22 protein-coding genes and 1 pseudogene are annotated in these 26,443 nt (G+C 46.0%); 19 read left to right on the top strand and 4 right to left on the bottom strand.

Translation table 11 applies throughout. From position 1 onward, the window contains the following. Positions 1-122: 122 nt before the first annotated feature. The 15 genes and pseudogenes from rplU (at position 123) to nadD (ending at position 16,037) form a co-directional block, all read left to right on the top strand. The gene (gene rplU, locus IX315_RS01830) at positions 123-440 is read left to right on the top strand and encodes a 50S ribosomal protein L21 (RefSeq protein WP_018358964.1); all 318 of its coding nucleotides are present in this window, start codon (positions 123-125) and stop codon (positions 438-440) included. Positions 441-468: 28 nt separating this feature from the next. After that, positions 469-720 carry a 50S ribosomal protein L27 gene (gene rpmA / locus IX315_RS01825; RefSeq protein ID WP_018358963.1) on the top strand — a complete coding sequence of 84 codons (252 nt, stop codon included), beginning with the start codon at positions 469-471 and terminating at the stop codon, positions 718-720. Between the two features lie 18 nt (positions 721-738). Beyond that, positions 739-1,341: a C40 family peptidase gene (locus IX315_RS01820; protein WP_240704055.1), complete on the top strand. Its 603-nt coding sequence runs from the start codon at positions 739-741 to the stop codon at positions 1,339-1,341. 2 nt (positions 1,342-1,343) lie between these two features. Next, positions 1,344-2,672 carry an ATP-dependent DNA helicase gene (locus IX315_RS01815; protein WP_211835189.1) on the top strand — a complete coding sequence of 443 codons (1,329 nt, stop codon included), beginning with the start codon at positions 1,344-1,346 and terminating at the stop codon, positions 2,670-2,672. Continuing rightward, the gene (locus IX315_RS01810) at positions 2,662-3,330 is read left to right on the top strand and encodes an inorganic diphosphatase (protein WP_026215744.1); all 669 of its coding nucleotides are present in this window, start codon (positions 2,662-2,664) and stop codon (positions 3,328-3,330) included. Before IX315_RS01815 ends, IX315_RS01810 begins: the two co-directional genes overlap by 11 nt. After that, positions 3,309-4,055, top strand: coding sequence for an RNA methyltransferase (locus IX315_RS01805; protein WP_018358959.1), 747 nt, complete (start codon positions 3,309-3,311; stop codon positions 4,053-4,055). Before IX315_RS01810 ends, IX315_RS01805 begins: the two co-directional genes overlap by 22 nt. A 6-nt stretch (positions 4,056-4,061) precedes the next feature. Continuing rightward, complete coding sequence (locus IX315_RS01800) at positions 4,062-4,724, top strand: peptidylprolyl isomerase (protein ID WP_018358958.1); 663 nt, start codon at positions 4,062-4,064, stop codon at positions 4,722-4,724. Positions 4,725-5,117: 393 nt separating this feature from the next. After that, positions 5,118-6,527, top strand: coding sequence for a DUF3078 domain-containing protein (locus tag IX315_RS01795; RefSeq protein ID WP_018358957.1), 1,410 nt, complete (start codon positions 5,118-5,120; stop codon positions 6,525-6,527). Positions 6,528-6,538: 11 nt separating this feature from the next. Further along, the gene (locus tag IX315_RS01790) at positions 6,539-7,885 is read left to right on the top strand and encodes a methyltransferase RsmF C-terminal domain-like protein (RefSeq protein WP_211637007.1); all 1,347 of its coding nucleotides are present in this window, start codon (positions 6,539-6,541) and stop codon (positions 7,883-7,885) included. A gap of 6 nt (positions 7,886-7,891) precedes the next feature. After that, positions 7,892-9,028, top strand: coding sequence for a lipoprotein N-acyltransferase Lnb domain-containing protein (locus tag IX315_RS01785; protein WP_244973053.1), 1,137 nt, complete (start codon positions 7,892-7,894; stop codon positions 9,026-9,028). Continuing rightward, a complete protein-coding gene (locus IX315_RS01780; protein ID WP_211837115.1) occupies positions 9,025-10,575 on the top strand; it encodes an alkaline phosphatase family protein in 1,551 nt (516 codons plus the stop codon). Before IX315_RS01785 ends, IX315_RS01780 begins: the two co-directional genes overlap by 4 nt. Positions 10,576-10,638: 63 nt before the next feature. Continuing rightward, entirely contained in the window at positions 10,639-13,977 is a 3,339-nt protein-coding gene (secA, locus tag IX315_RS01775) for a preprotein translocase subunit SecA (RefSeq protein ID WP_211837114.1), read from the top strand. Continuing rightward, a complete protein-coding gene (locus tag IX315_RS01770) occupies positions 13,974-14,858 on the top strand; it encodes a YicC/YloC family endoribonuclease (protein WP_018358952.1) in 885 nt (294 codons plus the stop codon). The genes secA and IX315_RS01770 overlap by 4 nt, the downstream gene beginning before the upstream one ends. A gap of 6 nt (positions 14,859-14,864) precedes the next feature. After that, a pseudogene (gene gmk, locus IX315_RS09825) lies at positions 14,865-15,428 on the top strand (guanylate kinase); the annotation flags it as partial. Beyond that, positions 15,408-16,037, top strand: coding sequence for a nicotinate (nicotinamide) nucleotide adenylyltransferase (gene nadD / locus IX315_RS09820; RefSeq protein ID WP_262708381.1), 630 nt, complete (start codon positions 15,408-15,410; stop codon positions 16,035-16,037). The pseudogene gmk and the gene nadD, both read left to right, overlap by 21 nt. A 98-nt stretch (positions 16,038-16,135) precedes the next feature. Here nadD and trxA read toward each other — a convergent pair whose 3' ends face one another. From trxA to IX315_RS01745, 4 genes are all read right to left on the bottom strand, one after another. After that, on the bottom strand, positions 16,136-16,450 hold the full coding sequence (trxA, locus tag IX315_RS01760) for a thioredoxin (RefSeq protein ID WP_018358950.1): 315 nt from the start codon (positions 16,448-16,450) through the stop codon (positions 16,136-16,138). 69 nt (positions 16,451-16,519) lie between these two features. Beyond that, a complete protein-coding gene (gene dnaE / locus IX315_RS01755) occupies positions 16,520-20,149 on the bottom strand; it encodes a DNA polymerase III subunit alpha (protein ID WP_018358949.1) in 3,630 nt (1,209 codons plus the stop codon). Positions 20,150-20,151: 2 nt separating this feature from the next. After that, positions 20,152-22,194 (bottom strand): NAD-dependent DNA ligase LigA, encoded by a 2,043-nt coding sequence (gene ligA, locus IX315_RS01750; RefSeq protein WP_211837112.1) that lies wholly within the window; start codon positions 22,192-22,194, stop codon positions 20,152-20,154. A gap of 19 nt (positions 22,195-22,213) precedes the next feature. After that, positions 22,214-22,957, bottom strand: coding sequence for an SIMPL domain-containing protein (locus tag IX315_RS01745; RefSeq protein WP_211637912.1), 744 nt, complete (start codon positions 22,955-22,957; stop codon positions 22,214-22,216). Positions 22,958-23,555: 598 nt separating this feature from the next. Between IX315_RS01745 and IX315_RS09855 the strand changes: the two genes are divergently transcribed. The 4 genes from IX315_RS09855 to megL all read left to right on the top strand — a co-directional run bounded on the left by IX315_RS09855 (position 23,556) and on the right by megL (position 26,359). Further along, positions 23,556-23,699 carry an IS3 family transposase gene (locus IX315_RS09855; protein ID WP_134849588.1) on the top strand — a complete coding sequence of 48 codons (144 nt, stop codon included), beginning with the start codon at positions 23,556-23,558 and terminating at the stop codon, positions 23,697-23,699. After that, a complete protein-coding gene (locus IX315_RS01735; RefSeq protein ID WP_134849586.1) occupies positions 23,654-24,022 on the top strand; it encodes a DDE-type integrase/transposase/recombinase in 369 nt (122 codons plus the stop codon). Before IX315_RS09855 ends, IX315_RS01735 begins: the two co-directional genes overlap by 46 nt. A gap of 218 nt (positions 24,023-24,240) precedes the next feature. Next, positions 24,241-24,831 (top strand): hypothetical protein, encoded by a 591-nt coding sequence (locus IX315_RS01730; RefSeq protein WP_211637910.1) that lies wholly within the window; start codon positions 24,241-24,243, stop codon positions 24,829-24,831. A gap of 328 nt (positions 24,832-25,159) precedes the next feature. Continuing rightward, positions 25,160-26,359 carry a methionine gamma-lyase gene (gene megL, locus IX315_RS01725; protein ID WP_018358946.1) on the top strand — a complete coding sequence of 400 codons (1,200 nt, stop codon included), beginning with the start codon at positions 25,160-25,162 and terminating at the stop codon, positions 26,357-26,359. Positions 26,360-26,443 lie beyond the last annotated feature (84 nt).

Below are 26,443 nucleotides of genomic sequence, written 5' to 3'. Positions count from 1 at the left end.
TAAATATTTGGCTCTACAATAGTTTTTTGGTACCTTTGCGGCGATTATTCCGTGATGGGTCGTGTAAGTAGCTTTAGGAGTTAAGGCTCACCCACTGGGTATTATATTAAACGTTAATAGTTATGTACGGAATCGTAGAGATTCAAGGACAGCAGTTTAAGGTTGAGAGTGGCAAGACCCTTTTCGTTCACCACATCAAGAATGTGAATGAAGGAGACACTCTCGAGTTTGATCAAGTTATGCTCCTCGATCGTGATGGTCAGGTAAGTGTTGGTGCTCCTGTAGTAGAGGGTGCTAAGATTGTTTGCGAAGTTCGCCGTCCACTCGTTAAGGGTAAGAAGGTGTTAGTCTTCCACAAGAAGCGCAGAAAGGGCTATCGTAAGCTAAATGGCCATAGGCAGCAATTTACAGAGCTGGCTATCAAGGAGATTGTAGGATAACTAAAGAACTAATAGAAAGGAAAGAGATATGGCACACAAAAAAGGTGTAGGTAGCTCTAAGAACGGTCGTGAGTCGGAGAGCAAGCGACTAGGTGTAAAGAAGTTTGGTGGTGAAATCGTAAAGGCAGGCAACATCCTAGTTCGCCAGCGTGGTACTAAGCATCACCCAGGTGCTAATGTAGGTATGGGTAAGGATCATACCCTATATGCTCTCGTAGATGGCAAGGTGGTATTCTCTACTCATAAGGGTGACAAGTCAATGGTATCTGTTGAGGCTTAATACCTACAGTCTATCAAGGTGATTGAGAATCACCACATAAGAAGAATATGGTTAGTGGTGCTACTCATCGCAATGATGGGGAGCACCTCTTGCCGTACTATAAAGCAGCCCGTAAAGCGTGTACTTATCCCAGGAGAAGTCATCACGAAAGAAGGGGAGATTATTGATATAGGGGCAGAGCAGCTTCAGCTGGCAAAGCAGCTCTCAATGGATCTAGACATGGATATTGAGACACCCGAGGACAACTTGGATCTCTACGCCTTTATTGACGACTGGATTGGCACCCGCTACCGTTTTGGAGGTACCACAAAGAGAGGTACTGATTGTAGTGGGTTTGTCTACCGATTATATAAGGACGTCTATGCCACCGATGTGGGGCGACAGTCTTCTGCCGACCTCATGAGTAAAACCCGCAGAGTGAAGAAAGGGAACCTACGGGAAGGTGATATGGTCTTTTTCAATATTAACAACCGACGTGGTGGCAGGGCTAGCCATGTAGGAGTATATCTGAAAGATAATAAGTTTATCCACTCCACTACACGGAGAGGAGTTATCATCAGCGACCTCAACGAGCCCTACTACAAGAGAACCTACTTAGGCGCAGGCAGGGTAATAGATTGACAATGGCGCAGGATCAGATATTACTTACTCCGCACCAACGGTCTGTGGTGACGAAAGGTGTAGCCTATCTTAAAGAAGACAACCATAGGATATTGCTTATCCAAGGCTCAGCAGGGACAGGGAAGACTACGCTTGTCCATACGCTTGTCTCCGAACTTAGCCATGAGCTGAGCGCCAAGAAGGATCGCACTTATTCGGTGGTGATGACGGCACCAACACACAAGGCGGTAGAGGTACTTAGGCAAAAGAATAGTGATGAAGATAATATCTATACTGAGTTTTGCACCCTCCACTCAGCGCTTAGGCTCAAGTACAGTATAGATGAAGACAAGGGCATTGAGAAGTATATCCCAGATCCTAGTATTAGAGAGCGCAAACTCAGTGGTGCTACTATCTTAGTGATAGACGAAGCATCTATGATTGGGACAGACTTACTCCATTATATCGATTTAAGCCTCGAGGATAATAAGCTACTCAAGGTAATATTCATTGGAGACAATAAGCAGCTTCCCCCAGTTAATGAGCCGTCCTATATTTCCCCCATATTCAACCAAGGTTATAAGCAGTTAGGGCTAACTGAGATTATCAGGCAAGCGGCAGAAAATCCCATCATCCCCCTCTCCAACAACATCTACCAGCTCAATAGCTATACCGATAACACGACACAAGAGGGTCTTGGTTATAGTTTCACCAAAGACACTCAGAAGATTATTAGGTACTTTGTGCAGAATAGGCACGACACCGATATCCGCTTTCTCGCCTACACCAATAATCGAGTAGAGGAGTTCAATAAACTAGTGCGGCACGAAATCTACGACCGCCCCAGTAAGATTGAACTAGGGGAGACAATCATTATTGATCGCTCATACCAGGTGGATCGAGACATAATATTCAACAATAACGAGGAAGTGAAGATTAATTCCTCAGAAGTCTATGAGATTGATTTCGAGTACCCCATAGACAAGGAAGCTAATACAGACAGCGTGCCGCTAAAGGTGTATATCGTCAACGGGTGTTTACCGATTATCCACGAGGATAGCGAGTTCCTATTCCTCGACATCCTCGATCAGTTGAAACGGAAAGCGAAGAAAAAAGATTTATTGTGGCGGGACTACTATCAAACCCGAAATAGCTTTGCTGTCTTCAAGCATAGGTATGCCCTCACAATACACAAGGCTCAAGGATCAACTTATAGAGAAGTATACCTAGACTACGATGATATCAATAAAAACCCCGTTTCCGAGGAGAAAAAGAAGCTGATATATACGGCAATCACTCGTGCTTCAAAACACCTAACGGTACTCACTTCAAGACTAAAAGATGGCAAGTAAGTTATTTCTTTTTGACATGGATGGTGTCCTTTTCGACACTATGCCACAGCATGTACGCAGCTGGAAACAAACAGTCGATGAGTATGGGCTAAAGGCAGAACAAGACGAGTTCTATCTCTACGAAGGTATGCGAGGGATAGACACCATAGCCAAGCTATACCATAGAACCTTCGGCAAGGAAGCTCCTATGGAGCTAGTAGAGGAAATCTACGAAAGGAAGACCGCCCTATTCAATAACGCCAACTTCGAGCTACAACTAATCCCCCACACCAGAGAGGTAATGGCGGTGGTCAAGGAGAAGGGTTATGATATAGCGGTGGTCACGGGAAGCACCCAAAACAACGCCTACCCTAGGATTGAAAAGTACTACAGCGACTATGTCAAGAGGGAGCATATCATTACGGCGGAGAGTGTGACCAAAGGGAAACCCAACCCCGAGCCCTATCTCATGGGCATGAAACTATTCGGATGTTCTCCAGAAGAGGCTATCGTCATAGAGAATGCCCCTCTAGGGGTGAAGAGTGGAAGCTCTGCTGGAGCGCTTACCATTGCTGTAACAACTGGCCCTATCAAGGAATCTATTTTGAGAGAAGAGGGAGCCCAACTGGTTTTTCCCGATATGAAAGCGCTACAAATATGGTGTCAGAAGAAGCTATAAAGCCACTATCCGAAAGGGAACGAAAGATAGTCACCTCGCTCCGACTCGCCAAGAAAAGAAGCGAAGAGAGACTATTTGTAGCCGAGGGTGCCAAAGCCATAGAGCTACTTACCCCCTCCTTCCAGCTCCGATGGATGATAGCCTCCGACCCTACCTTACTTATAGGCGTAGGGAAAGAGGCTCGACTAACGAGCCAACAAGAGATGAAGAAGCTCTCCTCACTCGAAAGCCGTCACGAACTCATCGCTGTATTTGAGCTTCCTTCCGAGCCCCCATTTACGGCTTCGGGGCTTATCACCGTCGCTCTCGAGGAGGTACAGAATCCTGGCAACCTTGGCACCATCATTCGGCTATGCGATTGGCTTGGCATCAAGAATATATTGTGTAGCAAAGGGTGTGTAGACCCTTTCAACCCCAAAGTGGTTCAGGCCAGTATGGGAGCACTGGGCAACGTAACTATCTACCAAGACATCGATCTGCCAGAGTTCCTCCCCAGCCACTTCAGCAACATCATTACCACGGCAATGGATGGGCAGGACTATCGGACGGCAGTCATCCCGCCCAACTCCGTCATCATATTTGGCAACGAAGGGAGCGGGATATCCTCCGAGCTCCTCAGTATAGCAAATAATCGTATCACTATTCCGAGAGCCGAAAGCTCAATAAGTGACTCTCTCAACGTTTCGCTTAGTGCTGCCATTCTACTCTCTTCATTCACTAGATAAAATACTATGCGTAAGATTGCGTTATCCTTAGTGCTCGCTTTTGTAGCGGTTGTAGCATTGGCTCAGGAGAAGGAATATCAAGTCGAGTTCAAGACCAATGTCGGCTCCTTCACTGTGAAGCTTTACAACGAGACACCACTCCACCGAGACAATTTCCTGACACTCGTAAGGCAGGGAGACTTCAACAACCTCGTATTCCACCGTGTCATCAAAAACTTTATGGTACAAGCCGGTGGTGCCATGAAGGGCGACGATGGGAAAGCTATGGCAAAACTAGAGGCGAAGTACCCCAAGATGATTCCCGCAGAGTTTCATTACCCCGAGCTATATCACAAGAAAGGGGCGCTAGCTGCTGCTCGCCAAGGCGACGAAGAGAACCCCGAGAAGGAGAGCTCTCCTATCCAGTTCTACATAGTGACTGGGCAGTGCTTTCTTGAGAACGAGCTAGAGAAGTACGACAATGAGGAGCGAGGCAAGATGCCAGACTACATCAAGCAAACCTACATGACAGAAGGAGGTACACCTCACCTAGACACCGAATACACTGTATTTGGAGAAGTCCTCGAAGGCATCAAGACCATTGATAAGATCCAAAACAGCAAGACGGACGATAGCGACCGACCCACCAAAGACATCTACATTATCTCCACTAAAATACTCCAAAAGTAATGATAAAGAGGCGACCACCACATGGTCGCCTTTTTTACTTTCGTTACTCAAAACCCCAGATCTACCAACTAAGCTACCCGTAGTGTAGGGTTTCCAAAAAAATTCCCTCGGTTGGAACGGTAAGTTTCCAACGTTGGAAAGCAAAGTTTCCGTCGATGGAAATATAAGTTTCCAAGGCTGGAAAGATAAGTTTCCGTCGACGGAAACTTTAGCTTCCAACATTAGTAAGCTAAGCCCCTCCATACATACGCGTCAAATCCCCCAGTGTGTATGCCACTAGAATACCCATACAGCACTCATGAGAATAGCCACCAACACCCCCTATTTTGTGAAGTGGCGATAGGTTAGTACCTTTGTACATAAGATATAAACTATATAATTCAAGAAGATATAATGAAAGTAGCTAGAAGCTTATATATTGCCTTAGCATTGGGCTTTGGCTTATTATCGAACAACGTGGAGGCGCAAGAGTTTGCTTCTACTCCTGACTATGCAATGAATATTTTGCTCAATGACACGCTAGGGGCAGCACTAAGTCAGGAAGCAAAGCAGATTATTGGTCGACCATTCTCGCCCGACCAGTTACCTACAGCCGAAGAGCTCCGGCTAAAAGCCCTACTCAATGCCCCATTAGTGGTCGACGCTAAAAACTTCAAGTCATTAACCATTGATGTCCCCGAGACCAAACCTCGTTACTCCAACCTAAGTACTTGGACAGAACGCCTATTGGAAGAGCAAGATAAGATAGCCCAAACCAGCACTTTCGCTCAGAGCGTAGGCCGATGGTCACACCTTCGACTACTTAGGGAACAATTGATGCTCACGCACCCTCAGTTTGCCGATATTATGGTTGGCCAATTACCGGGCACTATGAAAGGGAATCAGATTGCAACATCGGGGTACAATGGAGAGTTGGCACAGCTATCTGTAGTTCAAAAGCCCACGGGGGAAATAGCTGGCGGGGAGATAGAGCGGAAGTACTGGTGGCATAAGTTTGAGGGAAGCATCCACTTTGCACAGAACCAAGTATCCAAGAATTGGCATAAGGGAGGCTATAATAGTCTTAACTTCAACACCCGCATCTTCTACAATGCCACTTACGAAAAAGGTAAGGTCAAGTGGGTGAATGAGCTAGAATACAGGCTCGGTCTATTCTCCAATGTCCCTGATACCGACGACAAACTACAGCTCAAGATAGGAGAAGACTCGTTCCGTGCCAATAGCAACCTTGGTATCAAAGCTTATAAGAATTGGTATTATACTACCGATGTACAGCTGCGTAGCCAATTATTGAAAAACACTAAAGAAAATGGGACTCTGATAACTCGACCATTTGCACCCCTTGTTTTGGATGCAGGTCTCGGTATGAAGTATGACATCAACCTTAAGAATTTTAGGAGTAACCCTTTTGCTCGGTTCCGTTTCACTGCCAATGTTGCCCCACTAGCTGCGAACCTAGCTTATACCTATACTGATGATATTGACAAGGGACGTATCGGTTTTGTACAAGACCAGAGGTTTAGAGCTCGCCTAGGTTCGTCCATTCACCTCAACCTCAATTGGGACTTCTCTACCTCCCTCAATTGGACTTCAAGGCTATTCTACAGCACATCCTATAAGCACGTAGAGATAGAGTTCGACAACTCTATCAACTATGCCTTCACACGCTTCTTCACTGCCCGTTTCTCGCTCAATACGAGGTTCGATGATAGTGTGATCCTACCAGCAGATATGCCAAAGACCTTCATGAATCTACTCCAGTACAACCAGCTCTTTAGCTTAGGTTTCTCATATAAGATTTAAGCTGCAAGGATATGCTACAGCTACCAGAGAGATTCAGAGAGCGCTTTGCCCAGCAATTTGGAGTGGATGAACTGACACTGCTCGAGGAGGCTCTAGGCAAACCGCTTTCGCCCTCCATTCGCACACACAGCGACAAAGGGTTTACACCAAAGTTAAGAGCGGTACCATGGTGTGCCCTCGGTGGCTACGTAGATAGCGAGGTAACGTTCGGAGCAGACCCTCTGTGGCATGCAGGGGCATATTATGTACAAGAGCCTGGGTCTATGATGGTCGCTCAGTATATTGAGCAACTAAGGTTAGCGCCTCAGCGTGCCATTGATCTTTGTGCTGCCCCTGGGGGCAAAACGAGTTTGTTGAGGAATTATATCCCAAATGATTGCATCCTCATAGCTAATGAGATAGAGAGCGCTAGGTCTAGGATACTACTTGAAAACCTCACTCGATGGGGACTCGATGAGACCATTGTAACCAGTGCTACCCCTAGGCAACTAAAAGTGAGCGGCATCACAGCCGACTTAATCCTTGTGGATGCCCCTTGCTCTGGCGAAGGGATGTTCAGGAAAGAGCCCTCGGCAGTTAGCGAATGGTCCGAATCCAATGTGGCTCTATGTGTTTCTAGGCAAGAAGAAATCCTTGATGAGGCTTGGGCAATGCTAGAAGAGGGTGGAGTGCTCATCTATAGCACGTGCACCTACAATAGAGAAGAGAACGAGGGGCAACTCGAATACTTGCAGAGCAAATACTCTGCAGAGCTTCTGAAGCTAGAGGTCTGTCCGTCATGGGGTGTCTGGGAGCGAGAAGAAGGGGTCTATCACTTCATGCCGCACCGCACAGAGAGTGAGGGGTTGACCATCTTCGCTGTGCGGAAGATCGAGAGTACTGTGCCCTTGAGTGGAGACTTTAAGGTTTCATCATCCACCAAGGTGCCTACCGAACTCGCACACGTCTTTGACCCCGAGAACCTTTACCAGCACAACGGGCTATGGTACGCCCTGAGTCGTGAGGGGCAAGCACTTCTTTCGCTACTCAAGAGGACGAAGATACTTGCCGGTGGTGTGCCTCTTGGAGAAGAGAAGGGCAAAGGACTTGTACCGCATCAGGCATGGGCCAATAGCCACAACCTAAGCGCTCTCATTCCCTATTCGCATTATGAGCTGAGCAAGGAAGTAGCTCTGCAATACCTAAAGCGGGAAGTCCTGAATATTGAGAGCGATAGAGGTATCCAGCTAGTTACTTATGAAGGAATCCCCCTCGGCTTTGCCAAACAAGTTGGGAATAGAGCAAATAATCTATATCCTAAGGAGATGATGATACGCAATAGTAGACTTACGCCCGAGGATATACCCCACTGGAATTAAATGATAATGAAGAGATATCTACTCACGATTGCCATTCTACTGAGTTCTATAAGTGCAATCGCTGCGCCCAAGGTTAGCTTGCTTACCTGTGGACCTACCGACGACTACGTATTTTACCTATATGGGCACACAGCTATCAGAGTACAGCAAGATGGTCAGGACATCGTATACAACTACGGATACTTCTCCCTGGATCAGAAAAACTTTATCCTCAATTTCATGTTGGGGAAACCCATGTACTCTTTAGGGGTTACTAGTTTCGATGAGTTTCTATGGGAATACTCCTCGCAAGGGCGTAGTGTGGTAGAGCAAGAGCTCAACCTCACGGAAACCGAGGCTCTACTCTTGGCGAATAAGCTCTCCTGGAATGCCTTGCCAGAGAATAGGGACTACCAATATAACTTTTACTTCGACAACTGCGCTACGCGCCCACGAGACCTACTTGAGGAGGCGATTGGTGATATTAAGTATCAGCTGAACCCTTCGGCACTCCCCACATTCCGCGAAGCTATTCGGGACAAAAGCCATTCGGCTGTATGGTATACCATGGGGGCAGATTTGTGTCTGGGCTGGAAGACCGATAGACAGATGTCACTGCGCGATGCTGCCTTTCTCCCCAGTTACTTGGAGCAAGAGCTAGATAGTGCACTTAGAGGAGACACTAACGAACCGATTGTCACCAAGAAAGTGGTATGGGTAGAGCAGAGTAAGACCATCAGTAATCCGTATGAAGCATGGAGAATACCTTGGTTTGTATTTGTAATACTCATTGTCCTCCTGCAGATACGCCCTACCTCGAAGATACAGATATTATACCATAGAGCTATCTATACCCTACTAGGCATAGGAGGAGTTACGATATGGTTTCTTGCCTTTATTTCGGAGCATCCACACACATGGCCCAATGCCAACATGCTATTCATGCACCCATTTTGGTTTGTACTAGCTATCACTACCTATAATAATAGGTGGGGAAAGCCCAATAAGTGGCTCTATTTTGGTAACTTTGTAGCGATAGTTATCTACTTGATACTAGGTTTATTTCTACAAGAATTGCCTAAGCACCTCCACATGCTCGCCATAGGTATAGCCTTGGATCAGTTTTTGCGGTGGAGGGAGAGTAGGAACCATATAGAAGAATGAATAAGATACTTACCGGACTTGTCTCTCTACTGACACTCTGCCAAGTAGGTGTACTGCAAGCGCAGACGCCTCGTTTGGTGGTGATGGTATCTGTGGAGGAGCTACGAGCTGACCTCCTAGAGGAGTTAGCTAGGGAGATGCCAGACGATGGCATCAATCGGTTGCTCAATAGAGGCAAGGTATATGGCAATGTAGCTATCCCTCTACTTAGGAGCAATACCACTGCAGCCGAAGCCATATTACACACAGGTACGCTAGCTACTAGCAATGGGGTAGCAGAGCGCAAGCCTATGCGCACGGATAGGGCAGGCAAAAGGATTCATACCAATTCTGTATTTGAGGATAAGGACTTCCTCGGTTATGCTACTTCGGGCAATTATTCTCCTCGCTCGCTGAGCACTCCTACGATAGGTGATAATTTAAAAAAAGCAACCCAGAATAAGGCGCTCGTCTATAGTATTGCTCCCAAAGCAGAAGAAGCAATCATCGCTTCGGGCCTCTATGGCAATGGTGCCTATTGGATCGACCCCTACACAGGGAGGTGGGCAAGTAGTACTTACTACCAAGGGGATTTCCCTATCGTTGTTGATCGTAGCAACGTCGGGAACGAGTCACTACCCACCCGCCTTGGGAATGGCATAAGGTGGCGCAACTCTAGTAAAACGCATTTACTAAAGGCGTACACGGGAGGTGCCTCTTTTGACCATAGCTTTGGCAAGACGACTAGTGACATAGAGGATTTTACTGAAAGTCCTCTTATCAATGACGAGGTCGTAAGGCTAGCAAAGTCTCTACTAAGCGGTACAGGCTTAGGAAAAGATGAAATCACAGATTTACTCTCGCTCCATTTCACAGTAGCTAACGGGAATAAAGCAGAAAGCGATGTTACGAGTGAGACAATTGATAGCTATCTCAGGCTAGACAGGAGTATAGCCGAACTTCTAAAGCACATTGACCTCAATAATACCTTGGTGGTGCTCACTGGCAATGGTATTTCGCGAGAGTATGCCCCAGCTGTTATTGACGACCGAAGACTCTTCAAGGCAGATCGATGCTTGGCATTGGTGAATATGTACCTCCATGCGGAGTTCGGGGTACAAGGATTGGTAGAGGAGATTACGCCCTATGGGGCAGTTTACCTCAATAGAACGACTATTAAGTCCAACCCCAAGGTCAAGCTCCGAGAAGTACAGAGTGCTGTAAGCGACTTTCTTTTGGAGTTCAGTGGTATAGCGTATGCTATTGAAGAGTATAGACTACGTGAAAGTGCCATCAGTAATAACGATAATAGCGTTTGGCTAACAGCGCTCAATAGTGCCATCAATGCCAATCGCCCCGATATCGTCTTTGGTTTACTCCCAAGCTGGGTAGCTCAAGACCTTAGTAGTCCAAGACAGGTGCAAAGCTACCAGATGGTAGCGACCCCTACTCTATTCGTTATGATGCACCCAAGCATCAAGGCGAACAAGATAGAGACTCCGCTCGACCTTCGGGAAGTTTCCACTAAGATCGCATGGAGACTTCGCATCAGACCACCTACTCCATAAGTAGACGCATTATGGAGGAGGGGTTAATTTATTAGTTAGACATTCAGAAGCAAAATATAATATATGGGATTTAACGATTTTCTATCCAAGATATTTGGGAATAAATCACAGCGAGATCTTAAGGAGATTACGCCACTAGTCAATAAAGTAAAGGAGCAATACGAACAGGTAAAGCTCCTATCGCACGACGAACTACGTGCACGTACTGCTCAGATACGCCAGAGTCTGCAAGATAGCGTACAAGAGGAGCGCACTCAGATAGCTAAGCTAAAGGAGGGAGTAGACGAACTAGAGCTCTCTGAGCGCGAGGCTGTGTGGGAACAAGTGGATAAACTAGAGAAAGATATCCTAGAGAAGCTCGAGGGCAAGCTCACAGAGGTGCTTCCAGAGGTATTTGCTATAGTAAAGAGCACGGCACAACGCTTTGCCGACAACGATGAAATAACAGTACTGGCTACACAATTCGACCGCGATTTATCGGTAACACACGACTTCGTACGGATAGAGGGCGACAATGCTATCTATAAAAACGAATGGATGGCGGGCGGCAATATGGTGAAGTGGGACATGGTGCACTACGACGTACAGCTCATAGGTGGTGTCGTGCTTCACGAGGGTAAGATTGCGGAGATGGCTACGGGAGAGGGTAAAACTCTGGTAGCAACGCTTCCTGTATTCCTCAATGCGCTTACAGGCAATGGCGTACACGTGGTGACGGTTAATGACTACCTATCGAAGCGTGACTCCGAGTGGATGGGACCAATCTACATGTTCCATGGCATTAGCGTAGACTGTATCGATAAGTATGAGCCTAATAGTCCACAGCGACTCAAGGCCTATAATTGCGACATCACATTCGGCACCAATAATGAGTTTGGTTTCGATTACCTGCGCGATAATATGGCACGTACTCCTGCCGACCTAGTTCAGCGTAAACACAACTATGCCATTGTGGATGAGGTAGACTCAGTACTGATTGATGACGCACGTACTCCTCTAATTATTTCTGGTCCAGTAGAGAGCAAGGGCGACGCTATGTTTGAGGAATTCCGTGAGAATGTCGAACTCGTAGTTAATGCTCAGAAGACACTCGCAAGCCGTCTACTTACTGAGGCTCGCAAGGAAATTGCTAGCGGAGATAAGAAGACTATCGAGGAAGGATACATAAAGCTATATCGTAGCTTCAAGGGACTTCCTAAGAATAAAGCGCTTATCAAGTACCTAAGCGAAGAAGGTATCAAGGCTGGTATGCTCAATACCGAAGCTGTATATATGGCAGATAATAACCGCCGAATGAATGAGATTACCGATGATCTCTACTTCGTTATTGATGAGAAGAACAACCAGATAGAACTCACAGATAAAGGTATTGACCTTCTCTCAGGCAAGAACGAAGACCCAAGATTCTTTATCCTTCCCGATATTGCGGCTCAGCTATCTGCTCTTGAGAATGAGACACTCACAGAGGAGGCAAAGGGCGAGAAGAAAGACGAGTTGCTCACCGACTACTCTATCAAAAGCGAACGTGTGCATACGATTCAACAGCTACTCAAAGCTTATACCCTATTCGAGAAGGACGATCAGTATGTCGTGATAGACAATAAGGTGATGATTGTGGATGAGGGTACTGGTCGTATCATGGACGGTCGCCGTTATTCCGACGGTCTTCACCAAGCTATCGAAGCGAAGGAGCGCGTAAAAGTAGAATCGGCTTCACAGACTAAGGCTACCATAACCCTCCAAAACTACTTCCGTATGTACCACAAGCTAGCTGGTATGACGGGTACAGCTGAAACAGAGGCGAAGGAGTTTTGGGACATCTACAAGCTTGATGTTGTGGTAATCCCTACCAATCGCCCAATCGCTCGTATCGATGAGAATGACCGTATCTATAAGACTGCACGTGCTAAGTATGCTGCCATTATTGAGGAAATCGAGCTACTTATAGGCAAAGGTCGCCCAGTGCTAGTAGGTACCACCTCTGTAGAGACCTCCGAGCTTATCAGTAAGATGCTCACCCTCCGCAAGATTCCTCATCAGGTACTCAATGCTAAGCTCCATAAAAAGGAGGCTGACATTGTGGCTGAGGCAGGAAAGGCAAGTACCGTAACCATTGCTACTAATATGGCGGGTCGTGGTACAGATATCAAGCTCACGCCTGAGGTAAAGGAAGCAGGTGGTCTTGCAATTATTGGAACTGAGCGCCATGAGAGCCGCCGTGTAGATAGGCAGCTTAGGGGACGTGCTGGTCGACAGGGCGATCCAGGTTCATCCGTCTTCTTTATCTCATTCGAGGATAAGCTAATGCGTCTGTTTGGTTCGGATCGTATGGCAAAGATTCTATCAACGATGGGACTTAAGGACGATGATATGCTTGAGAGCAAGCAATTATCCAATCAGGTTGAGAACGCTCAGAAGAAGGTAGAAGAGAACAATTATGGTGTTCGTAAGCATCTCCTAGACTATGACGACGTAAAGAATGCTCAGCGCAATGTAATCTACACCCGACGCAACCACGCTCTTATGGGTGAGCGTGTAGGCTTAGACGTACTCAATACGCTTACTCAGACTGCTGAAGCTATTGCCGATGGGGCACCCAACGAGATTTCTTACGCAGACTTTAAGCAACAGGTCTTCAAAGCCTTCTCTACCGAGCTCCCGCTCACCGAGCAAGAGTATAAGAGGATGAATAACGATAGTCTTGTAGACCATGTGATGGAGCACGTTGTTGCAAACCTCAAGCGCCGCTCAGCACGAATGGCAGAGGTAACCTATCCAGTCCTCAAGAACTTCTATGAGGAGCATGGTGATAAGGTAGAGCGCATTGCGATACCAGTAACCGATGGTCGCTTAGGCTATAATGTAGTTACTAATCTCAAAGAAGCTGTTGAAACCGAAGGTAAGAGTATTGCAAAAGCATTCCAGAAGACCATCCTTCTTTATACTATCGATGAGGCTTGGGAGCGCCATCTTCTAGCAATGGACGAGTTGCAAAATGCGGTTCGCAATGTATCGTATGAGAATAAGGATCCTCTAGTCATTTTCAAGATGGAGGCATACGAACTCTTCCGCTCTATGGTGATAGAGATGAACGAAAAAGCATCTGAAATCATCATGCGTGGTCATATCAATATCGCTCCTCAACAGCAAGATGAGAGCGACAAAAAGGTAGAGGTGCAGGAGCAACACGACGACCCTCGCGCTGCCAATCGCCGTCGCTACCAAGAGCAGAAAGATGATTACGAAGCCCAGCAACAGTCACGCTATGAAGCTGGTCAGGCAGCTAGCCGTCAGCCGCAGAAGAAACAACCATACATTGCTGAGCAAAGGATTGGTCGCAATGACCCATGTCCTTGTGGAAGTGGAAAGAAGTTTAAGAACTGTCACGGTCAGAACCTATGATACACTCAATGACAGGCTTCGGCAAGGCAGAAGCCAAGACAGCAACGAAGAAAATAACAGTAGAGGTGAGGTCGGTCAATAGCAAACAAGCCGACCTCAGCCTCCGCTGCCCATCTGAGATTCGTCATATTGAGATGCCAGCTCGTAAGTTGGTTACCGCAAAACTACAACGAGGCAAGATTGATCTCTTTATTACGTATGAGCAGCTGCATACAGAGCCTTCTATTAGTCTTAATCAGGAATTGGCAGGGAAGTATTGGGCATTGCTTCAAGACTTTAGTCAAGCCACCTCTATTCCCCTACCCTCAGATCCTATGCGCACAATCATGAATATGCCTGGGGTAATAGAGAATGACCGCAAGGAGAGTGAAGAAGATGAGCATGCACTAGAGGAGATTTCCATGAAGGCAATAACAGAAGCGTGCGATCACCTCAATGAATTCAGGCTACAAGAAGGGCAGGCGCTTTACAATGGTTTTGTAAAGAACATCCAAGAGATTAGTACCCTACTCGATAGCATCACGCCTTATGAAGAAGAGCGCATTACGGAGATTCGTCAGCGAATCGAAGAAGGGCTCAGCAAGTATGTAGATGTAGATTACGACCGTTCTCGTCTGGAGCAAGAGATGATTTACTACATCGAGAAACTTGATGTGAATGAGGAGAAGAATCGACTACGTAATCACCTCAAGTATTTCCTCGAAACACTTGACCTTGAAGAGGTAGGGCAAGGGCGTAAGCTAGGCTTTATCTCCCAAGAGATGGGCAGGGAAATCAACACCCTAGGCTCCAAGAGCAACCACGCGACACTACAGAAAATCGTAGTGAAGATGAAGGATGAGCTAGAGCAAATCAAAGAGCAGGTACTCAACGTACTATAATCAAGGATGGCAGGCAAGTTAATCATATTCTCGGCGCCTAGTGGTTCGGGGAAAAGCACAATAATAGAGAAGTTGACCAGAGAGCATGGGCTCAAAGGTCACTTCTCTATTTCTGCGACCTCCAGAGCCCCTCGAGGCGAAGAAGTGGATGGTATACACTACCATTTCCTAACCACTGATGAGTTCAAATCTAAGATAGCAAAGGGAGATTTCCTCGAATATCAGGAGGTCTACGAAGGGTGCTACTATGGTACCCTCAGAAGCGAGATAGACAAGACATTGGATGCAGGAGAGACAGTTCTCCTCGATATCGATGTGGTGGGTGCGCTTAATATCAAGAAAGCCTATGGCGACCAAGCACTCACCCTATTTATCCAGCCACCTAGCCTGGAGGAACTAAAGCAACGACTCATAGGGCGCGGTACAGATGCCCCAGAAAAGATAGCACAGCGCTTAGCCAAAGCAGAGTTAGAGCTGAGCTATGCCCCTTTCTTCGACAAGCATATTATCAATGATGAACTAGGGATTGCGTGCCTAGAAGCCAGTAAGATCATTCACTCTTTTCTTAGTGACGAGAAGCGCGTACTCCTCTTCCCTGGGTCGTTCAATCCAATGCACGTAGGACATCTCGCTATTGCCAACTTCATAGCAGAGCAATATAGCGATAGGTTCGACGAAGTATGGCTACTCCTCACCCCCAATAGTCCTTTCAAAGAAAAGATGGAGAAGCTCCCTGCCGAGTTTAGAGCCGAGTGGATCAATCACCTTATCAAAGGATACCCAAAGCTCAAGCTAAGCCTAGAAGAGAACAATCTTACTCCACCCTACTACACCGTGCATACGGTACAACACCTGAAGGCAAAGTACCCCAAGATAGACTTCACACTTCTTATAGGTGCTGATAGTCTAGTGGATCTTCCTGGATGGTATGGAGCGGAACAATTACTAGAGGAGATTAGGATTATTGCCTACCCTCGTCCTGCCTATGATAGAAGCCTCGTGAAGCCCCAACTTCTAGAGCAGATAGAACTACTCGACGATGTCCCTACCTTTGAAATCTCTAGTACACAACTCCGAAATCTTCTCAGAGAGGGCAAAGCACTCCCCTATCTATTAGGTACCAAACTAGACGAACCTCTCTACCGACGATTACACGAACTCCTTCTCCGTAATCAGTAAGTAGATAGCGCTATAGAGGCGCTCCACCAATGGACATAGTAAAAGCCCTAGAGAAACCTTTGCTTTTCTAGGGCTTTTACCTTACTTCTCAATGTAGATTAGAGGAGCTTATCGATAGACTCCTTTAGGGAATCCTTGCTCTGTGCACCTACCTTACGCTCTACAACCTCTCCATCCTTAATGAAGATGATAGTAGGGATATTACGGATACCAAACTGAGCGACAACATCGCTATTCTCATCCACATTCATCTTACCTATACGTGCCTTTTCACCATATTCCTCAGCAAGCTCCTCAATGATAGGACCTACCATACGACATGGGCCACACCAGGGAGCCCAAAAGTCTACTACCATAGCGCCACCCTTGGCGATCTCCTCTTTGAAGTTTGCGTCTGTAAATGTCAATGCCATAATTTCTCGTTAATTTTCTATTATCAATTATCACTTATACTATTCAAACACCCAACTCCCCCAAATGGTTCACCTAACCTCGAAAGTTACCCCACTATCTTCGTACATCGCCAACTTATCCAATAGTTCCACAGAAATATCTACTCCAGCTAACTTTTGCGAACTCATATTAAGATAGACACCATGACTACTATCGTGGATATTTAGGCTAACCGTCATTGGTCCCTCCTTACAGTCCATCAAGTCAGGTACCACATCATTATAGAACTCCTCAGTCACAGCCCATTGAGGGATAGAAATAGCTAATTCACTCACCAGTTTATCTGCCACTTGATCCAATAGCTGCACGCTCTCAATGGTTATAAAGACTCTATCCCCCGACCAGCCAGCCTCCGCTTTAGCCCGTACATAGATAAATAACCCCTCCTTACCATACATAGAGAATTTAGGATAAGCATCACCAAAAAGAGCCAGCTCCCCCTCTCCATTATAGTCCTGTATCTTTATAAATGCGGCCTTGGTATTTTTCTTCGTAATCATCTCACGATATCCGGTCACGATACCCCCAAAGGTCAGGGGCTTATTCACGTACTGCATATCTATATTTCGTAGTTCTGATACCCCTACACTACACTTATATTTAAGCACAAGAGCAAAAGGATCTAGTGGCGAGGCAGTGAGATAAAAACCCAAAAGTTCCTTCTCCATATTGAGCTTCTCAATATCAGACCAAGCGGGAGCATGTTCGGTTAGTACAGGCTTAGCCATCTCCTGGAATAAGTCGTCGCCAAATAACGAACCCATAGAGTGGGTCTTCTCCTCTTGAGTACGGTTACCATAGTTAATCAACTTCTCCAAGAACGTCTCGCCTCTAGCCCCCTCCTCCATCATATAATCCTCACGACTATAGGTCTTGAATGAGTCAAAAGCCCCACTGAGCACTAGTGCTTCAGAAACCTTCTTTGTAGTTGCCTTACTATCGACACGGGAAAAGAAATCATAGACATCCTTAAATAAACCATTCGCTTCCCGCTCCTCAATAATTTGCTTAGCGGCAGAGTTACTGAACCCCTTTATAGCCCCTAGTCCAAAGCGAATATGTCCCTCTGGATTGACAGAGAATACAAAATTAGACTCATTGACATCGGGATTAAAGACGAGTATCCCCATCTTCTTACTCTCATCGATATACTTAGTAATCTCAGAGATGTTATTGAGGTTTCGGCTCATCACACCCGCCATAAACTCTGCAGGGTAATTAGCCTTGAGGTAAGCGGTCTGATAAGCGACCCAAGCATAGCATGCTGCATGACTCTTATTAAAAGCATACGAAGCGAACTTTGCCCAATCCCCCCATATCTTCTCTAGAATCTTAGGGTCATGACCATTCTTTTGTCCGCCCTCCAAGAATAGAGTCTTCAGCTCATTCATCTTATCGATGAGCTTCTTACCCATCGCCTTACGAAGCTCGTCCGACTTTCCTCTAGTAAAGTTAGCTAGCTTACGCGACAAAAGCATCACTTGCTCTTGGTACACCGTGATACCATAGGTCTCCTCGAGATACTCAGCCATCTCGGGTAAGTCGTAGGTAATCTCCTCTCGCCCATGCTTACGCGCTACAAACGAAGGGATATTATCCATAGGTCCCGGACGGTACAGTGCCACCATCGCTATCAAGTCCTCAAACTTACTTGGCTTCAATTGGATAAGCGACTTCTGCATACCTGGCGATTCAAACTGAAACACAGCCGCTGTCCTTCCCTCACTAAAGAGGTCGTACGTCTTCTGATCATCCAGAGGAATCTGAGATATATCAAGGTCTATTCCATGGCGTAACTTAATATTCTTGAGCGTCTCACGGATGATTGATAGGGTTTTCAGTCCGAGGAAGTCCATCTTGATAAGTCCAGTAGACTCAATCACACCACCCTCATACTGGGTGACCAACATATCCTCTCCCGAGTCCTTATCCGTTGTAATCATCGTAGGCACCACATCTGAGATATCCGTCTGCCCTATGATAATACCACAAGCATGCACACCAGTATTACGCACTGTGCCTTCCAACTGTCTGGCATACTCGATCACGTCATGCTTCAGGCTGTCACCACTATAGTATGCGTCCCTAAACTCTGGTATTTGCTTCAGGGTATTATTAATATTTACTTTCCCTCCATCAGGCATACGATCGGGGATCATCTTCGCCAGCGCATTCGTCTCCGAAAGAGGTAACCCCAAGACACGCCCCAAGTCCTTGATAGCCATCTTCGCAGCCATAGTACCATAGGTAACAATGTGTGCTACACGCTCCTTCCCATACCTATCGGTTACCCACTTAAGGATATCCTGCCGACCATCGTCGTCGAAGTCAATATCAATATCAGGCAGAGAGATACGGTCAGGATTGAGGAAGCGCTCAAAAAGCAGATCGTACTTAAGGGGGTTCAAGTCCGTAATCTTCAGACAATAGGAGACGAGCGAACCAGCTGCCGAACCTCTACCAGGCCCTACCGCCACACCGAGGTTACGAGCCTCAGCAATAAAGTCTTGCACAATCAAGAAGTATCCAGGGAAACCCATATTCTTTATCGTTGCCAATTCGAAGTCCAAGCGCTCCGTCACCTCATGAGGCAACTCTTCTCCGAACCTCTTCTTGGCACCCTCATACGCTAGATAACGGAGATAATCATCATCCGTAGGGAACTCTGCAGGGATTTCAAAGTGAGGCATCAAAGGCTTATTCTCGATAGAGTACTCCTCTACCTTATCGAATATCTCCATAGTCGTGGCTATCACCTCGGGCATATCTTCGAATATGCGCACCATATCTTCGGTACTCTTTAGCCACTCCTGCTTAGTGTAAGTGATACGATTAGGGTCATCATAATTCTTACCCATACTCACACATATCAATCGGTCATGTGCCTCGCCATCCTCTTCCCGGACAAAGTGAACGTCATTTGTAGCCACGAGCTTCACACCTATCTCCTGTGCCAGCTCCACGAGTACCTTATTCACCCTTACTTGCGCTTCATAAGTCTCTACATTTCCACCAGGCTTATCCGTCTTATGGCGTTGCATCTCCAGATAGTAATCATCCCCAAATATCTCCTTATGCCATCTGACCGATTCCTTTGCCTCCTCAAGACGACCCTTAAGAATGAGTTGAGGGATCTCACCTCCTAGGCAAGCACTCAGCACAATCAAACCCTCATGGTACTGCTCCAGTAGTTCCTTATCTATTCGAGGGCGTCCGTAAAACCCCTCGTCGGCAGAACGGGATACCATCTTAATCAAGTTTTTATACCCCTTCTGGTTTTTCGCTAATACTATTAAGTGGTAACCGCTCCTATCCTCCTTTGCAGTCTTATTGAGCCTACCATTGCGTGCCACATAGCACTCGCACCCTAGTATAGGCTTAAACTTCCATTCCTCCCAATCCTTTATCTCAGCTTCTATTTTTAGCCTTTCCTCCTCAGTCGCTCCCCCAAGTTTCTTCTTGAGCCCTTTTATCTTTCCTCCCTTCATCGCTTTAGGTGCATCCCAAAACGCCTTAATACCGAGCATCGTACCATGATCAGTTAGTGCCAATCCTGGCTGACCATTCTTCTTCGCTTGCTCTAGTAATCCCTCTATCGATGACTGTCCATCCAGTACTGAGTAGTACGAGTGGACGTGTAAATGTACAAACTGCTGCATGCTTATTCTTCCTTTCTTAGTTCAGGATAACGAGCGAAAAACTCCTCTTCGCTCACTACCTCTATCCCGAGTTGCTCAGCTTTCTCTCGCTTACTCGGTCCCATATTTTCCCCTGCTACCACCAGAGAAGTCTTACCGCTAATACTCCCCACATTCTTTCCACCATGTTGCTCTATCAGGGTCTTTAGTTCATCACGGCTAATAGAAAATACACCACTTACCACGATACTCATGCCCTCCAGACTATTACCCTTCTGTGCAGACCCTACCGCCATTTCAATTTGTAGCCCAGCCTGCTCTAAGCGCTTCAGGATCTCCTGATTCCGCTCTTCGGCAAAGTACGAGAGGATACTATCTGCTATCATAGGGCCTAGCCCTTCTACGCGCAGCAAATCTTCTCGCTTTGCCATCCGTAATGCTTCGAGTGACCTAAAAGAATCTGCCAACTGTGCCGCAACCGTACTGCCCACAAGTTTTATGCCAAGCCCGAAGAGCACTCGGTCGAAAGGCACCTGCACCGAAGCCTTTATACTTCGCACCAGATTACTTGCCTTTTGATCCTTGAAAGTAGGTAACCTTAATAGATCTTCTTCACGAAGATCATATAGGTCGGCAATACTACTTACTCCAAGATACTTGGTAAGCAGTTGAATGGTCTTAGGTCCAATATTGATATCCATTGCCTTACGGCTACAGAAATGCTCTATCTTACCCTCCACTTGCGCAGGGCACCCCCATTCATTAGGGCAATAAGTACTCGCCATCCCCTCCGTCCGTTCAAGGGGCGTACCACAGTCAGGGCAGTGCGTAGGCATCACCACTCGCTCCTTTGTCTGCCCATCTCTCAGGTCGTAACGCACACCTGTAATCTTGGGGATAATCTCTCCACCCTTCTCTACCATTACTAGGTCGCCAATGTGGAGGTCGAGCTCTGCGATGATATCAGCATTATGCAACGATGCTCTCGACACCGTAGTCCCCGAAAGCTGTACTGGCTCAAGATTGGCCACAGGCGTCATCACGCCAGTACGTGCCACTTGATAGCTCACACTCTCCAGGCGTGTTACTGCCGACTCTGCGGAAAACTTATATGCCATCGCCCACCTAGGAGACTTCGCTGTAGTACCCAGCACGTCATGCAGTGCATACTCATCTACCTTTACCACCACGCCATCAGTGGCTATTGGCAGTTCATGCCGATGGATATCCCAGTAGTCCAAATACTCTTTAAGTGCTTCTAGCGTACCACATACCTTAGTATGCGCATCCACAGGCAAACCCATCTTTCGCATAAGCTCCAACCGCTCATGATGAAGCCCTGGCAACCAATCCTCATCATCACTGAGGAGGTAATAAAAGTACGCAGTAGGCTTACGGTAAGCCACCACTCCACTCACACCCTCCTTGGTCTTAATAGTGCCCGCCACTGCATTCCTAGGGTTGGCAAAGAGTGGCAAATCCTCCGCCTCTCGCTCCGCATTGAGGCGCTCAAACTCAGCCCATGGCAATAAAATTTCCCCTCTCAACTCTATGTATTCTGGGAGATCGCTTCCCATCAAGCGCTTAGGAACAATAGGTATCGCCCAGATAGCTTCAGTCACATCTTCTCCCAGTGACCCATCCCCTCGGGTCAATGCCCTCGTAAGTCTACCATACTCATAGATGACAGATATCGAAGTCCCATCAAACTTAAGTTCCGCCACTAGATCGGTTTCCTGCCCCACCAGTTCCCTCACCCTACGATAAAAGTCCAGTGTTTCTTCCCACGAGTAGCTATTGGCTAACGAAAGCATAGGGTACCTATGTTTGTACGTACCCCCAGTAGCTCCCTTATCCACCAATTCACTACCCACCCTTTGGGTAGGCGAGTCGGGAGTAATCTGGTCGGGATACTGTGCCTCTAGCTCTTCTAGCTCCTTCATCAGGTTATCGAACTCTTGGTCGCTGACAGTCGGTGCATTAAGTACATAGTACTCATGCTCGTACACCACCAAGAGCGTTCTCAGCTCCTTTATCCTATCGTAATCTGCTTGAAATAGATCCATTGTGGGCGCTTCTTATTGCTTACTTGAGTAGAAACTCCGAAGTTACGGTGATCGTTACTGTTTTCTCTTTGCTTGAAGTATTGAAGTTGCCACCCCAAGAATAATCCTCCTGAGTGTGCCTACCTACTATCTGAAATACACCAAGGTTAGACCGTCTGAGTGCCCCCAACTTCGCCCCACTCACCTCAGCAATCTGAGTGGCACGGCTCATAGCATCTTCAGCTGCAGCCGCTACCATCTCCAGCTTCAAGTCCGCCAACTTAGTGTAGTAATATTGCGGGTCGTCCGACTTGACAGTCACATTCTGTGCTATCAGTTCACCTACAGAGCGAGCTACCCGGTCTACATCATCCACACGGTTACTTGTCACCGTAACAATCTGCGACACGTTATAACCATTCTTAAGCTCCACGTATCTATCTTGCTTGCTATCGAAGTAGCCAGTAACATCTTCGGCATAAGAGATAGGACCGAAAGCCAATTCTTCAGCCTTTACCCCTTTCTCTTCTAAGAAAGAGCGTAGTACCCCTTGCTGCCGTTCTACATCATGAAGCCCCTCGAGAGGTGTAGCCGAATGGCTCACAATCATCACCTTCCATACTACAAGGTCACTAACGAAGTCTCGCTCTGCACCTCCTTTTACCGTCACTATCTTGGGGCGATCATTACGATGCAGAAGCGCATTAGCACCCACCCAAGCTGCTACTACCAACGCCATTCCTAGCACTACTGTAGCCAGTAGTCTACTCTTTCCTTGTTCCATAATAACACCATTGATTATAATGAATATTATACCGCTTATCCACACTGCAAGATACCAAAAATAAAGAGCACAGACAACCACAATAAACACTCCTCAGACAACCATAACCATAATATACTGAGGAGGAATTGCTTGAACCATTAGATAGGTCTCTAAAACTATTCTTATACCATAAGGTAATTGGACGATTAAAGGGTTCCCATTAATGTAACAAATTAATTTACCCACCATGGAAAGGTTGCTTTCCATAGGGTGGAAAGTTATGTTTCCACGGCTGGAAAGTTTGTTTTCCAGCTATGGGAAAACTTTAAGATATTACGACTGACAAAAAGCACCCTCCTATTCGGAAAAGGTGAATGTGGAGAAGTATAATACTCCCCAAACACTAGGCAACTAAAAAAGTGCTACATTTGACAGTAAAGATGGAACTAATTGTCATTTGCTAACGAAAAAAGGAAAAGAAGTTTATGGGACGAAGAAGTAAATACTGTTGAAGTTTTAAGGCACAAGTTGCTTTAGCTGACTTAAGGGGCGAGGTAACGATACAGAGCTGACCGAAGCTATTCGAAGTCAGCCAGAGTAAGATAACAGAGTAAGACTGAGAAGTTATTCAGTTAATGAGAAACGTGTAAGGCGTCTTATGCGTAAGATGGGCATACTGGTTATTTACCCACAGAGGAGCCTCAGTAAGACACTGTGCCAAGCTATGTACAACCCTACTTACTTAGAGGGCTTAAGATAGAACGCCCCAACCATGCATGGTCGACAGACATCTCCTATATCCCTATGGAGAAGGGGTTTATTTACCTATATGCAGTTATAGATGTTTATAGTCGTTTTGTGGTGGGTTGGAAGCTCTCCAATACGCTTTCTGCTAACAACTGCACCAAGCTTAAAGAAAAGAGAATAAGGATAAGTATGGATGGGAAAGGACGTTGTAAGGACAATATTTGGATAGAACGCTTCTGGAGAAGCATCAAACAGGAACATATCTATCTTAATCCGGTCGATATAGTCTCAGAACTACGGCAGGGAATAGGGAAGTGGATAAAGTTCTATAAATAAGCGCCCCCACCAAAGTATCCCCAAGATACTCCCTGCCATAGAATATGGAATAGTAGTAGCTGCATAACAATAACCAATAACTATGTAAAGAGAAAGAAAATGAATACCTTTGTTCGGTGAAAGAATAAAACACTAGCCCGTTGTCGAAAAATGGGGAGTATATACTTCAATTCATTGTATAAAAGGTGATTAAAATCAATTCAGCAAGCTCTATTAATATGAAAATTATAAATGTTATACTGCCCATTTTGGGATGTTTGCTAGTTCTATTTTCTTGTTCAACAGTCAAAGGAATAAAGAATAGTGCAGTTTTTAATGACGATATCGCAAATAACAGTGAAGAATTGGCTTTTCTTTTATGTCAACTCTACGGGGAAGATCAAATAATTCGGGAAGCAAATGGCACAAAAGAGGGGGTCATTGTTATGAAGGAAATAGATTCTATAAACTTTTTAAAAGCAATAAAGCTTATTGAATCATACGGTTTTCCCAACAGAAAACTATTAGGGCATTATTACGAAGACTATGAATGTGTAAGTCTCTCTATACCTGCTATTATGCTCCATAATCCATCAAAAGTTGTAGAAAAAGAAACTTACAAGTTACTTCTAAGTGAAGTTCGAAAAGGCAACTTATCACCAGAGTTATTTGCTCTTTTCTTAGACAAATATTATGTTTACTACCATGGGTACTCTCTTTACAATACCCAGTTTAAAAGAGCAACAATTAAAAACAAAGAACGGGTTAATAAAGCTAGATTAGAAATTGGGTTAGAGATTCTCCCTGATTCTGCTTTTTCTGTTCAATAGACATTGAGAGCTTGTTCATTATCATACTAATTCATAACTGAATTTGGAGGATTCTCTCTTGTGAAAATTATGAACAGACTTTGTGGTTATGACAGGAGAAGGTATATTAAGAAGAGATTAGGCTCACCCGATAATTTAGATTGGTATGCCCATACGAACTAATGGAATATACACCCTAAAAGGACAACCATTGCATTGTGTACAAGGAAAGAAAAAACCTATTCGATACTTACGAGTTGTGGCTTACCATCTAGCTCTTGTTTATATCAAAATAAAGCGTATATTTGTGGGAGATAATACAAACCATAACCTATAATTTATTTAACGCATGAACAAAGACAATCAAAAGCCTGCTTATGGTTTTGACACTAGGGCGATACACGGAGCTGGAGGGAAGAATCCTTTTGGTACACTTGCTACACCTATCTACCAGACCTCAACCTATGTATTTGACAGCGCAGAGCAGGGTGGTGCACGTTTTGCCCTTGAAGAGCCTGGTTATATTTATAGTCGCTTGGGCAATCCTACCTGCACTCAGGTGGAAGAGAAATTGGCACTTCTTGAGGGAGCAGAAGCTGCTATCTCATGTGCTTCTGGCATCGGTGCCATTACTTCTGCTCTCTGGGTACTCCTCCAGCAGGGCGACCACATGATAGCACACAAGACCCTATATGGTTGCACATACGCTTACTTCAGTCATGGGCTTAGGCGGTATGGCATCGAGGTCTCATTTGTAGACATGACCGATCCTGAGGAGGTACGCAAGGCGATTCGCCCCAACACCAAGGTCGTCTACTTCGAAAGCCCTGCCAATCCTACTATGGAAATGGTTGATATGGAAACAATAGCAACTATTGCCCATGAGCAGGAGGGCATTACTGTGGTAGCGGACAACACCTATTGTACGCCTTACTTATGCCGACCTCTAGAGTATGGAGTAGATGTAGTAGTACACTCTGCAACAAAGTACCTCAATGGTCATGGCGATGTGATTGCAGGCTTTGTGGTAGGATCAGCAGAATACATAACTCAGGTACGCCTAGTGGGCGTAAAAGACCTGACAGGTGCTTGCCTTGGTCCACTAGAGGCTTTCCTAATCTCAAGAGGAATGAAGACGCTTTCCATTCGTATGGATCGGCATTCAAAGAATGCCCAAAAGGTAGCTGAATTCTTAGCGCATCACCCGAAGGTAGCTGATGTTGCTTATCCAGGGCTTGATAGCTTCAAATACAAAGCTCTTGCAGACAAATACATGAAGCTCCCTGGTGGTATGATTTCTTTCGAAGTAAAGGGCGGAAAACCTGCTGGGCAGAGGCTTATTAATGCTTGTAAACTGTGTGCTATAGCAGTATCGCTCGGCGATACCGAGACCCTGATACAGCACCCCGCAAGCATGACACACAGCCCATATACGCCTGAGGAGTGTGCCGCAGCTGGCATTTCCCAAGGGCTCGTACGGCTCTCCGTAGGGCTCGAGAATGTAGAAGACATTATTGCAGATTTGGAGCAAGCACTCACCCAAGTATAAGGGGAGAGGGAGTGTTTTTCTTTGTGTAATAATAAAAGTTTCATGGTGGAGGTGGGCTGCGAAGCCTACCTCCACAATTTTTCC

The sequence above is a fragment of the Porphyromonas levii genome (assembly GCF_018206105.1).
GTDB classification, from domain to species: Bacteria; Bacteroidota; Bacteroidia; order Bacteroidales; family Porphyromonadaceae; genus Porphyromonas_A; species Porphyromonas_A levii.
The sequence above is the reverse complement of the archived record's forward strand: the minus strand, read 5'-3'. Positions and strand labels throughout refer to the sequence as shown.

Bases quoted from the DNA above. Each gene is read 5' to 3' on its own strand.
- rplU (WP_018358964.1), top strand. From the start codon at position 123: ATGTACGGAATCGTAGAGATTCAAGGACAGCAGTTTAAGGTTGAGAGT.
- rpmA (WP_018358963.1), top strand. From the start codon at position 469: ATGGCACACAAAAAAGGTGTAGGTAGCTCTAAGAACGGTCGTGAGTCG.
- IX315_RS01815 (WP_211835189.1), top strand. From the start codon at position 1,344: ATGGCGCAGGATCAGATATTACTTACTCCGCACCAACGGTCTGTGGTG.
- IX315_RS01810 (WP_026215744.1), top strand. From the start codon at position 2,662: ATGGCAAGTAAGTTATTTCTTTTTGACATGGATGGTGTCCTTTTCGAC.
- IX315_RS01805 (WP_018358959.1), top strand. From the start codon at position 3,309: ATGGTGTCAGAAGAAGCTATAAAGCCACTATCCGAAAGGGAACGAAAG.
- IX315_RS01800 (WP_018358958.1), top strand. From the start codon at position 4,062: ATGCGTAAGATTGCGTTATCCTTAGTGCTCGCTTTTGTAGCGGTTGTA.
- IX315_RS01795 (WP_018358957.1), top strand. From the start codon at position 5,118: ATGAAAGTAGCTAGAAGCTTATATATTGCCTTAGCATTGGGCTTTGGC.
- IX315_RS01790 (WP_211637007.1), top strand. From the start codon at position 6,539: ATGCTACAGCTACCAGAGAGATTCAGAGAGCGCTTTGCCCAGCAATTT.
- IX315_RS01785 (WP_244973053.1), top strand. From the start codon at position 7,892: ATGAAGAGATATCTACTCACGATTGCCATTCTACTGAGTTCTATAAGT.
- IX315_RS01780 (WP_211837115.1), top strand. From the start codon at position 9,025: ATGAATAAGATACTTACCGGACTTGTCTCTCTACTGACACTCTGCCAA.
- secA (WP_211837114.1), top strand. From the start codon at position 10,639: ATGGGATTTAACGATTTTCTATCCAAGATATTTGGGAATAAATCACAG.
- IX315_RS01770 (WP_018358952.1), top strand. From the start codon at position 13,974: ATGATACACTCAATGACAGGCTTCGGCAAGGCAGAAGCCAAGACAGCA.
- trxA (WP_018358950.1), bottom strand. From the start codon at position 16,450: ATGGCATTGACATTTACAGACGCAAACTTCAAAGAGGAGATCGCCAAG.
- dnaE (WP_018358949.1), bottom strand. From the start codon at position 20,149: ATGCAGCAGTTTGTACATTTACACGTCCACTCGTACTACTCAGTACTG.
- ligA (WP_211837112.1), bottom strand. From the start codon at position 22,194: ATGGATCTATTTCAAGCAGATTACGATAGGATAAAGGAGCTGAGAACG.
- IX315_RS01745 (WP_211637912.1), bottom strand. From the start codon at position 22,957: ATGGAACAAGGAAAGAGTAGACTACTGGCTACAGTAGTGCTAGGAATG.
- IX315_RS01730 (WP_211637910.1), top strand. From the start codon at position 24,241: ATGAAAATTATAAATGTTATACTGCCCATTTTGGGATGTTTGCTAGTT.
- megL (WP_018358946.1), top strand. From the start codon at position 25,160: ATGAACAAAGACAATCAAAAGCCTGCTTATGGTTTTGACACTAGGGCG.